At 59.3% G+C, this 8,300-nt stretch carries 7 protein-coding genes; 3 read left to right on the top strand and 4 right to left on the bottom strand.

What is annotated here, in order from left to right; translation table 11 throughout:
• The 3 genes from QU44_RS15630 to QU44_RS15620 form a co-directional block, all read right to left on the bottom strand.
• Positions 1 to 891, bottom strand: a complete 891-nt coding sequence (locus QU44_RS15630; protein WP_197054353.1) for a glycerophosphodiester phosphodiesterase — start codon at positions 889 to 891, stop codon at positions 1 to 3.
• A 53-nt stretch (positions 892 to 944) separates the two neighbouring features.
• Positions 945 to 1,781: an IS5 family transposase gene (locus QU44_RS15625; RefSeq protein WP_033923338.1), complete on the bottom strand. Its 837-nt coding sequence runs from the start codon at positions 1,779 to 1,781 to the stop codon at positions 945 to 947.
• A gap of 311 nt (positions 1,782 to 2,092) precedes the next feature.
• Positions 2,093 to 2,410, bottom strand: a complete 318-nt coding sequence (locus tag QU44_RS15620) for a hypothetical protein (RefSeq protein WP_033923337.1) — start codon at positions 2,408 to 2,410, stop codon at positions 2,093 to 2,095.
• A gap of 339 nt (positions 2,411 to 2,749) precedes the next feature.
• On the opposite strand from QU44_RS15620, the gene QU44_RS15615 reads away from it, so the two are divergent.
• The 3 genes from QU44_RS15615 to QU44_RS15605 all read left to right on the top strand — a co-directional run bounded on the left by QU44_RS15615 (position 2,750) and on the right by QU44_RS15605 (position 7,958).
• The gene (locus tag QU44_RS15615) at positions 2,750 to 5,533 is read left to right on the top strand and encodes a TonB-dependent receptor (protein WP_033923336.1); all 2,784 of its coding nucleotides are present in this window, start codon (positions 2,750 to 2,752) and stop codon (positions 5,531 to 5,533) included.
• Positions 5,534 to 5,601: 68 nt separating this feature from the next.
• Complete coding sequence (locus QU44_RS15610; RefSeq protein WP_156141231.1) at positions 5,602 to 6,693, top strand: hypothetical protein; 1,092 nt, start codon at positions 5,602 to 5,604, stop codon at positions 6,691 to 6,693.
• Positions 6,694 to 6,884: 191 nt separating this feature from the next.
• Complete coding sequence (locus QU44_RS15605; protein ID WP_033923335.1) at positions 6,885 to 7,958, top strand: ROK family protein; 1,074 nt, start codon at positions 6,885 to 6,887, stop codon at positions 7,956 to 7,958.
• A gap of 50 nt (positions 7,959 to 8,008) precedes the next feature.
• On the opposite strand, the gene QU44_RS17955 is transcribed toward QU44_RS15605, so the two are convergent.
• On the bottom strand, positions 8,009 to 8,236 hold the full coding sequence (locus QU44_RS17955; protein ID WP_231621774.1) for a plasmid pRiA4b ORF-3 family protein: 228 nt from the start codon (positions 8,234 to 8,236) through the stop codon (positions 8,009 to 8,011).
• Between the last annotated feature and the right edge of the window lie 64 nt (positions 8,237 to 8,300).

Genomic DNA, 8,300 nt, shown 5'->3' with positions numbered 1-8,300 from the left:
TCACCCAACTTCTTTTTCGGTCAGCATCTCATAGTAATGAGCAATGTCGGCAAGTCTAGCCAAAACATTTGTCGCAGTAGTGGATGTGGGTTTCGAAATGCCTACCCCAATTACGCGTCCTGTAGAACGGAATGCGTTTGACCAAGTACGCGCATCAAAAAGCTTTCCGTATTTAAGAATCTTACCGGCGTCCACGCCCTCTGCCTCTGCTGTCAGCTGGCTATCGTTAAATTGAATGATGTACCATAGGTCTTCGCCCCAGATTGTGATTTGATATCTAACAAAATCAATCATGGTTTGTTCGATGTGTCCGGGTTGTACGACGTTACCCGGCATAGAGCGATCAGGAACCGCAGCCGAGGCGAAGAACTTAAGGACAACTCGGTTCTGCAGTCCAACATCCCGAACTTTTTCCGCGGCGTATTTCATTGTCTCCGGATCCTGTATGTCAAGGATCAGCAATGGTCCATTCTTGCCGACAGCGACAAGAAGTTCATATAACGACATGGTCTTTTCAGTGGTCCGGCTCATTCGTGAGCCAGCATCGTAAGCTTTCATGTTCGTTTTATTGAGGTTAGCAGCCGTATAGTTTGCGAAAAGCACCGCGTCTGGCATGGGCAGCCCCATCTTTTCATACCACTTGGGGTTGAATTTGCCGCCATCACCATCCAACCCGTTGACACGGTTGGTGACTTTGTCATGCGTCACAATCGGAACATTGTCACTGGACAAGCGGACGTCGATCTCGACTGCCTGAATACCGAAATCCTGTGCCCGAGTGATCGCGTCGAGGCTGTTTTCCGGCAGCCCGTCCAGCGGAACTTCCGAGTCTTTCGTGGTGGGATAGAAGATACCACGATGGGACCAATATTTCGAAGGGTCACGATTCACTGTTTTGTTTCTCGTCCGATCTCTCATGAGAGTGATAAGAGTCTGACTCATAATTATCCTGTTTGATCGCAAAGGGTTGCGATGCGTCGGGTGATGAGCTGGACGGAAGCCATGAAGAGCCATGCGGTTGCGCTTTCGATGGTATTTTCGAAGTCTTTGGCGAGGCGCCGGTTGCGACCCAGCCATGCGAAGGTGCGCTCGACGACCCAGCGGCAGGGCAGCACTTCGAAGCCCTTGGCGGCGTCAGATCGCCTGATGATCTCGAGCGTCCATTTGCCGATCTTTTTGAGCATCTTGCGCAGATGCGGTCCGGCATACCCGCCATCGGCAAAGACGTGCCCAAGCCACGGGAAGCGGTTGATGATCGCCGCGAGCACCAGCGGGGCACCGTCCCGGTCCTGGATATCGGCGCTGTGGATGACGGCGTGGACGAGATAGCCGCAGGTATCGGTCAGAATGTGGCGCTTGCGGCCCTTGATCTTCTTGCCCGCATCATAGCCCCGGACACCGCCGCTTTCCGTGGTTTTGACGCTCTGGCTGTCGATCACACCTGCCGACGGGCTGGCCTCGCGCCCTTCTGCCGTGCGGATCGCCATGAGCAGATAGTGGTTGATGGCCTGCCACAGGCCGCTGTCGCGCCATGCGTAGAAGTAGCGCTGCACCGTGGTCGCTGGTGGAAAGCCCGGTGGCAGCATCCGCCACGGCAACCCGCCGCGCAGGAGATACAGCATGGCATCGACGATCCGCCGCATCGGCCATTTGCGGGGGCGCCCGACACGGCGCGGTGGCGGCAGGAATGGCTCCAGAATTTCCCATTCGCCGTCGGTCAAATCACTTGGCAACCCCGGCCCTTTGCGGGCATGCCGCTTCCGGGTGGTATCAGTCCACATCGTCGACCCCCTGAGTTCTTCGCAAAACCCTCGGAATCAACCTCGTGCCGACGTGGCAAGCGCAACTGACTGGTATCAATCAACTTAATTTCGGGTCAGACACTAAGCGGATGAGTAGATACGCGCTTCAACACTTGCGCTTGCGCTGCATTTTGGACAATTATACCCGACGTCGTCAACGGAACTGCGGCAATGGCTGCGACGGCGCTTATGCAGTATATGTATTTTTTGAGATTTAGTTTCGTCATCGTCTACCTCCTGCAGATATGTTTTGTCGAATAATTGATACGCATAATTTACAGGCAAACTAGTTATTCATCCGAGTCCCAGGGCGGAGCCTCGGCTTGGCGTTTCTTTTCGCGCGCGATCTGTTCCGGTGTCGCCATGATCGGTGGTTGGATCGCCATTACTTCCGGCGGCAGCAGCTCGGGCGGGGGCTGCGCGTCTTCGTCATAGGCATCCACCGACGGATCGACGGTTGGAGTGGCCGCTCCGAACGGCGGCATCTGCGACAGCGTAATCGGCGCGGCGCTCGGCACAACGACAGTGCCGACGCCCCGCTCAGCGTCCGCCGAGTAAACGTAACTGGCCAAGCCTGCGGCTATGACAATTGCGGCGGCACTGATCATCAGCAGAGTGCGTCGCCCCTGCGGACGCGGTCCCGAACTGGCCGAACTCGATAGACTCACGACTCACCTCCCTCGTTGCAATACATTACAGTATGCATGGTACATGATGTTTTTATGTCAGCGTGCCGCCGAGCCGAATTTTGGCAATGATTGGCTCACAAACGCCCTGAATCCGCTGAGATGCGCGCTCTTTATGGACGTTATTACGATATTTTAGCACTTTAGGCGTTAGCGCTCGCAGCGCTCGATCGGCAAAATGCGCTCTACGGCACCCATGCTGTCACAATAATAACATATAACGCGGTATTAATGGCGAGGAGATAGCATCAAGGAATTGACATGATTCGGACTGGCACTTTGCTGTTGGCGAGCACGACGCTCGGGTTGGGGACCACGGCTGCGATGGCGCAAAGCACGCAGACAGCCGAAGCGCGCACCAGCGGTCAGCGCACTCCCGATGAGCGCGCAGAGGTCGAGGCAGAGGTCGAGGACGCGACAATCGTCGTCACCGGCTTCCGGGCGGCGAGCCGCGCGGCCATCGACGCGAAGCGGAAATCGAACGTCATTCTCGACGCCATCAGCCAGGACGATATCGGCGATCTGCCAGACCTGAACATCGTCGAAAGTGCGCGGCGCATCACCGGCCTGTCGACGGTCGGCGGCCTCGACCCAACAAAGAATCGCGATATTTATCAACGGGTCACGATCCGCGGCCTCGACCCACGGTACAATCTGATTACGGTAGACGGCGTGCCGTTGGCGAGCAGCGAATGGACTGTCCGGGGCGCGCGGCTGGAGCAGTTTCCAAATTCACTCGTCGCGCGGATCGAGGCGATTAAAACAATAACGTCGGAATACGACCCGCATGGCCTGGGCGGACAGCTCAACATCGTTTCGCGCAGCGCGCTGGATGGAAAGGCCCCCGTCTTTGCGGCCCTCAACGCCAGCGTTGGCCTCAATTCGACGTCCGGGACATTTTTGAGCAGTCGGCAGCCCAACTTCCGCGCCGATGGTACGGCGGCATTCAAGCTAGGCAGCGACGAGCGCATCGGGGTGATCGTGTCAGCTGAGTTCCAGCGGCTCCGCTCGGCTGCGTTTTCGGAGCTGCCGGGTGACACGAACGGTAACGGCTGGACCTATTACACGCCGGCGGGCGGCCAGACCCCGTTTGTACAGAATTCGCGCGACGGCATCCTGGTTGCGGTGCGCCCGCAGGATTTCCGTTTCGATAATGAGCGGACGCGCGCGAGCGTTAATGCAAAGATCGAGTACGACCTTATCGGTGGGCATCGATTGTCGGCTTTTGGCGGCTATTATTACGATAAGGATGAGGAGTACCGGGCCGAGGTGCTGACCGTCCCTGGCGGTGCGCCGACGAACGTGACGGCGACGTCCGGGTCGTTCGCAACCGGCAATCTGCAACAGGGTATCGTCCTGCAACCCCAGACGCGCGAAACATATTTGGGGACGTTACGCGGCCAATTCGAACTGACCGATCGGCTGAAACTCGTAACAATCGCCTCTTATTCGCAGGCCGGATATGACGAGCAGCGGATCTTTCACAAATGGGCGACGGCTGTGGCACCGGGCCGCGCGACAAGCGTCAACACGCCCAATTTTGGATTTCGTTACAACATCGCCGATGGCCGACCCGTGGCGACACACAATGCTCGCGATCTGGGGCTCGATCCGTCTGCTTATGTCAATCTATACATCCGAGACATCTTTCGGGTTTCCCGCTCGAACGTCCATTTCGGCGACGCGCGGCTGAGTTACAACGACGCGAGCGACGATCGCGGCCTTGGCTTGCGGCTCGGCGTCACGCACACACGAACCAATCAGAGCTTCGACGTGCAATACCTCCAGCTGACCCCCGCCAATGCCAACGCGCAGGCGCAGGTCGGGGGGCTGCGCAACTTCCTGTTCACACAGCAGTTTCCGTCGCTTAATCATGCCGTCATCCCTTACCTGCTGATCGACCCCGCGCGTGTTACGGCGTTCGTCGCGGCCAATCCGTCACTGTTTTTGACCAGCGACCAAGGTGCGAACAATTTCGGCGATGATTTTCGTGATGTTGAGAAGGTGAACGCTGGCTATGCCCAGCTGGCATTTCAGACGGACGATATTCGCCTGGTCGCGGGTGTCCGGTACGATGCGACGAATGTTCGCGCCGACACCTTCAGGGTTCCGACCGTGGCCGGCAGCACGGCGTTCGAGCCGATTTCGCGAACTTCGAGCTATGAATTCTGGCTGCCCTCGGCCCTGCTGACATGGCGCCCGCGCGAGGACATTCGCATAACGACAGGCGTCAGCAAGACGATCGGACGACCTGATTTCAGCCAATATGCCGCGCGCACCTCATTTTCGATCGGGACGATTCCCGGGGTATTGACGATCAATACCGGCAATCCCGCCCTGCGCCCGCGCGAGGCATTAAACTACGACTTGTCGCTCGAATGGTACTTGCCCAACGCGGGACTGGCCTCCGTCGCGTTCTTCCACAAGGATATCCGCAACGAGATATTCACCGGCAACAGTCAGGGTGAGCCAACGACATTTCGGGGGGTGACCTACACCGACGTCACGATCACTCAGCCGCTCAACTCCGGCCGTGCGAGCATCACGGGAATCGAAGCGAATTATGTGCAGGACAGCCTGCCGTTCCTCCCCGAAGCGCTTAGCGGCGTCGGCCTCAGCCTCAACGCGACATACCTCAAGGGATCATTCGACCTGCCGCGCAGCGCGGCGGCGCGAGCGCTCGGCTTGTCGGCGATCCGCAAAACGAGCGGCCTGCTCGAGCAGCCGGACTACATCGTCAACGCGACGTTGTTCTATGCGGACGGCCCGTTCGAGGCGCGGGTCGCGGTCAACCGCATCGGCCGTGCGCTGCAGCGGGCCAACCTCGACACCCAAGAGCGCGATCTGATTCAGGAAGCGCGCAGTCAGGTAGATTTGGCGCTTCGCTATAGCTTGAAAAGCAATTTCGACGTTCAACTCCGGGCACAAAATGTCACGCGCGACCCCTTCGTCGTTCGGCAAGGCCCAGGCCGTGAGTTCTTGAACAACCGCTTCACCGTCGGCTCTGCCTATTGGGTGGGCGTATCGTGGCGGCCCGGTCGGTGAGCCGCCCAACGTGGATAAGGCATTTTTGCATACCGCTTGCGGTCGCCGGCGGGACCAGTTCGGCGACGGTGCGGGCGCAGGACGGTGACCCGGCCATGCCGGTGGCGTCGGCACCGGCCTCCGTTCAGGTTTTGCTAAAGCTGCTGCCCGCCGATGGATCGGGGCCGCTGGGCAAGGTCAAGCTCGTACCCGAAAGTTGTCGCGCCTGCGCGCAATCGGACGACCCGGGGTATGACCGCGTCAACATCCGCGAGAGCATCGTCCATCTTCACGTGCCGCGGTTGCGCAGCCTGGAACTTGCGTTCGACGTGCCGGCGCACCGCGTGCGCCGCGTAATCATCAATCAGCAGGATGTCGTCACGAGCTCGCGCGACGGGCTCCTGATTGTCGCGCTGCCTCCTTTAGCGCAAGATGCCACTTGGGCAGCCGCCTTTGCGACAGACATCGTTGAACCTGGCGTTGTTCTGCGCTTTGAACATGCCGATATCGCCCGTCGCGGAGGTGCCTATGCGACTGGCCGGTTCCCCGATGTCGAGCGCCGGGCCGCCGATGTCCTGACTTTTGCACAGCGCGAAGTGATCCGACGACTGGCGCTGGGTGAGCACGTTGCGGCCCGGCAATCGGGCACGATCATGTTGATGGGGTTCGACACAAACTTTCCGGCAGGCCACACCGATGCGCCGCCGCATGTCCACATGCACTTGCGCTGGCCCAATAATATCGGTTCGCAGATCAGCCATTTCTACCTCAACGACCAGGGGTTGCTGACTCACAATCGTGTGGGCATCCGGGGTCTCGGGGCACCCAGCCGCACTTTCAAGCGCGGCCAGACATTCAGTACAATCGATCGCTTCGGCGCCATTGTGTACAGTCACACAGTCACTGCTGACGGGTGGCTGACTATTACCGGACCAGCACCCCAACGCGCCAGCTGCCTAGTCAAACCGCTTACCGGCGCATCATTCGCCGATGGTGCGACCGTCGCTTGCGGCGACCTGGGCAGTGCCAACATCACGGTCCGTGACGACATTGCTGAAGGTATCATCACGGTAGGAACTGACGGCACGCGAGAGACGTTCCGCTACGACCGGGACACCGGGGAACTCATGAGCCCGACCGGGACTGTTCCCATTCCTTTGTCGGCACGCAATCCCGAATGATGGCAATTGCTTCAGCGCCGGGCACTTGCACATCTCTTTTTACGGAGTATCATGCTGTTCGTTATGAAACATCCAATTGAACTATGCCTAACGGTAGGCGCGTGACATTGCTCACGCAGAAGGCAGGCGACCGGCGTCGCCTCGGTTCCGCAGCGCTTAGCCGTCCGCTTTCGAGCCGCCAGCGAACCGTCATGAGCATGGTGCGCCAGCGCCCGGGCCTCACCCGATCCGACATCATACAGGCACTTGAATTATCCGGCCCGGCAGTTTTTCGTGTCAGCGAGGAACTAGAGGCGCGTGGTTTTCTGACGATCGGCCCGTCGGTGGCAAAGGGCCCAGGTCAGCCCAGCGCCTCGCTACGAATTGTCGAAGATGCGGTTATTACGGCTGGTCTTGCGGTAATGACGGACACGGCCCAGGCGATTGTCATGAATCTTGGCGGAAAGTTGATCGCGCAGGCCAACCTTCCCCGCCGCGACATGGATCCGACACGCGTCGTTGATGACTTTGCGCTCTTCGTTGAGAATGCGATGTCGACGCACGGCTTGGACCGGCATCGGCTCGGCGGTGTCGGCGTCGGACTATCAGGCTTTTTCCTTGAGGATGGTCGGATCAGTCCGCCGAGCGAGCTCGAAGCCTGGGCCGATGTGGTGGTCGGGGACATAGTCAGCGACCGCTTCGAACGGCCAGTCATTGTCGAGAACATTGCCCGAGCAGCGGCGGTGGGGGAATCCTTTCTGGGCATCGGTCGGTTGCACCGCAGCTTTGCGTATATCAACCTGACGGCGGGTCTGGGTGGCGCGGTCGTGCTTGGTGGAGAGTTATCGCGCGGCGTGCGTGGAAATACCGGCGAAATTGGCGCCCTCCCGGGTATCATCGGCTGCCCCAAGCCCAGCCTTACGACACTACTGGAAATGCTCCGCGTGAGAGGCATCGCGCTCGAGAGCATTCACGACATGGTCACACGCTTTGACGAAAGCTGGTCGGGGGTCACGGAATGGATAGTCCTAACGGCTCCATCGATCGCACTGATCGCGCGCGCGATGCGCCATGTCGTTGATGTCGATGCGGTCGTTCTTGGTGGACGGCTGCCCATTTCGGTGTCCCAGCGCATCGTAAAGGCGATCGACTGGCCAGGCGAGGGCGAGGAACTGCGCCGCGGCCGACCGCTGCCCGCACCGCTTCTTGTCGCAGCTGAACTGGGGAATGAGGCAGCGGCAATTGGTGCGGCTGCCGCGTTTCAGACGAGCGAGTACTTCATGTAGTCGCGAACCGCAGCTTCGTAAGCGCCTACGGAAGGCCGCATTGACGTGGGCTATTTGGCCTTTCGTTGCCGCGGTGGCCATTTTTTCGCGAAGGTCTGGAGGCGGGCGTGGATCAGATCGATGTTCGGCTTGGCGCGGGGATCATGATCATCGCCGAGGATGTCGAGCGCCTGCTCATGATATTCATGGGCGGGATCGGACAGCGCTTGCAGTGTTTCGGCATAACCCCAAGGGCCGCCGGAGTCTTCGGGCGGACGCATGCCGTTTGCGTCGAGCAGACGGGGGTAGCTGATGTGTGGCTCAGCCGGGGTGATGCCCTCGATCTTGAGGGACTGTCAGGAT

This window comes from Sphingomonas sp. 37zxx, assembly GCF_000786205.1.
Lineage (GTDB): Bacteria > Pseudomonadota > Alphaproteobacteria > Sphingomonadales > Sphingomonadaceae > Sphingomonas.
The sequence above is the reverse complement of the archived record's forward strand: the minus strand, read 5'-3'. Positions and strand labels throughout refer to the sequence as shown.

Coding starts and splice junctions, on each gene's coding strand:
- QU44_RS15625 (WP_033923338.1), bottom strand. CDS start 1,781: ATGTGGACTGATACCACCCGGAAGCGGCATGCCCGCAAAGGGCCGGGG.
- QU44_RS15620 (WP_033923337.1), bottom strand. CDS start 2,410: ATGATCAGTGCCGCCGCAATTGTCATAGCCGCAGGCTTGGCCAGTTAC.
- QU44_RS15615 (WP_033923336.1), top strand. CDS start 2,750: ATGATTCGGACTGGCACTTTGCTGTTGGCGAGCACGACGCTCGGGTTG.
- QU44_RS15605 (WP_033923335.1), top strand. CDS start 6,885: ATGAGCATGGTGCGCCAGCGCCCGGGCCTCACCCGATCCGACATCATA.